Here is a 1870-nt window from a genome sequence, read left to right on the forward strand (position 1 = left end):
CTGAAGAATCAATCGCAATGGCATCCAAGTCTAACCATCGCACTTGCCTGCCTCGACATTGCCGCTTTGGTCTCATCCTTACTCACCCATATTCGATGAATAACTGATGGCTCTCTGCCTTACCCAAGCGCGACCCTGTCCACATCAGTACGAGGCTCAGCAAGTGAAGTTCCACCGCGCATCCTGCGCACATGACTACGCGTGCATGTGGCTGTCCTACACGTGTATTGAGTGGCGACAACTCACGTCTGCCTGAAGCGATCCAAACCTAGAGTCACGGTACTCTCATGCCTCATGACCGACCCGTCCGAGCCCGACACTCTCTTCGTCCGCATGGATGAACTGCTCCAAGCGGTCAATCACTCGTCGACGAGCAACACCAAGTACCACACACTTGAACAGTATGTCGCAAGCCAAGTCGGCATCCGACCTGAGTCGGTTTACGCAGCCTCCATTTCTAAGGCGGGAAATGCGCGGGTTCGATTTGAGCAGTCATCTCGCGCGCGCCAAGCAGAGCTTCTCATCGCGTTGGCGGATTCAGCCGATGAAGAAAGTCTACGTGCAGTTGTAGAAATACTAGAACGGTACCAAAGCAGTGTACGTCCCGACGTCGAAATACTCGTAATAGCACCTACCTACGCCCAGTGGGAACCACGTGCTGCCATTTTCACGTCGAAGGCATCCCAACCCCTCGTTGGCCCGTTCATTAAAGATCCCCTCCGCATCGAAATCCGCACAACGAAGCCCGAAAATAACGACACTTCATCAGGCCACCCTAACGAGATTCAATTCTTTGTACTCGAAGCTGACGGAAAGATCAATCTAAACATTTCGCGGCCGATCGCAGTTCTTCGCCGTGACCGTTGGGATGATTTCGGATTTAAGACCACGTTCTCACTCACCTTATACCCAAATAAGGATTCTTCGATCAAGATTGGCGATGTTAAGATTCTTGAGAGGGGCCAAGAGGGTGGTTACACACACCTTCCAGATACACCCTTCAAAAAACTTGGTAAGCAATATTGCTCACTCGGACAAAATTACTCCTTCTATGAGAAGATTAGCACCCTCGAAGAATTACTCAAGAAGCAGGTACTTACCTCCCTGCGTGACATAGTATTCAACACTGCCCTTCGAGACCTGTTTGAATCCGAAGTCGGTTTCTCTCGTTCCTTAGTACGCACAGGAAGCGCAGTTCGAGCTTTAGAAGACGCTCCCGCCCTATTTAAACCCACACGTCACGTCGATCCATCTGCCCTTTCCTTCTCATTCACTACCAGCACAGGAGGAGACCCTTTCTCGACAAGGTTCACCTTCAATGAATCACCGCAATTGCCCGATCGCATAAACGCCATAATTGGGTATAACGGCACCGGAAAAACACAACTCCTTGCGAATCTCGCACTCGTAGCGATGGGCGATTTGTGGCAACGTCAGTCCGATTCTCATAGGTATGGAGTTATCGCCGAGTCTGAGTCCATTAGATTTAGTTCGGTAATCGCAATTTCATATAGTGCATTCGATACGTTCGTAATGCCTAATGCCGTCTGGGGTTCAGGCGAAGAGTCTGAGCTTGCTACCGAGCGATTACGTGCCAATGGAAGCGTCTTCGGGTATACATATTGCGGCCTTCGAAATAACCTGGCTTCAGACTCATATCACCCCCTTAGGGGACCGAGATCCCTAAAGAGCATAGACAAGATTACCGAAGAATTTGAGCGCGCTCTTGATATTGCGCGTCAACGCGGCAAGAGGATTATCCTCCGGATGGCCTTGAGAGCACTGGGCACCGACCCCTCTTTTGGCCGAGTCGGCGTGGATATCGAATCCGAAATCGACGAATACGCCTGGCACTCTCGAGACAGGTTTG

At 50.8% G+C, this 1870-nt stretch carries 1 protein-coding gene; it reads left to right on the top strand.

The features are described from left to right. Positions 1–294: 294 nt before the first annotated feature. Positions 295–1870, top strand: a 1576-nt coding sequence (locus R1101_RS30430) for a hypothetical protein (RefSeq protein WP_198420322.1), incomplete at its 3' end; no start/stop codon positions are given.

Source organism: Rhodococcus sp. R1101 (assembly GCF_000278445.1).
Classification (GTDB): domain Bacteria; phylum Actinomycetota; class Actinomycetes; order Mycobacteriales; family Mycobacteriaceae; genus Rhodococcus; species Rhodococcus gordoniae.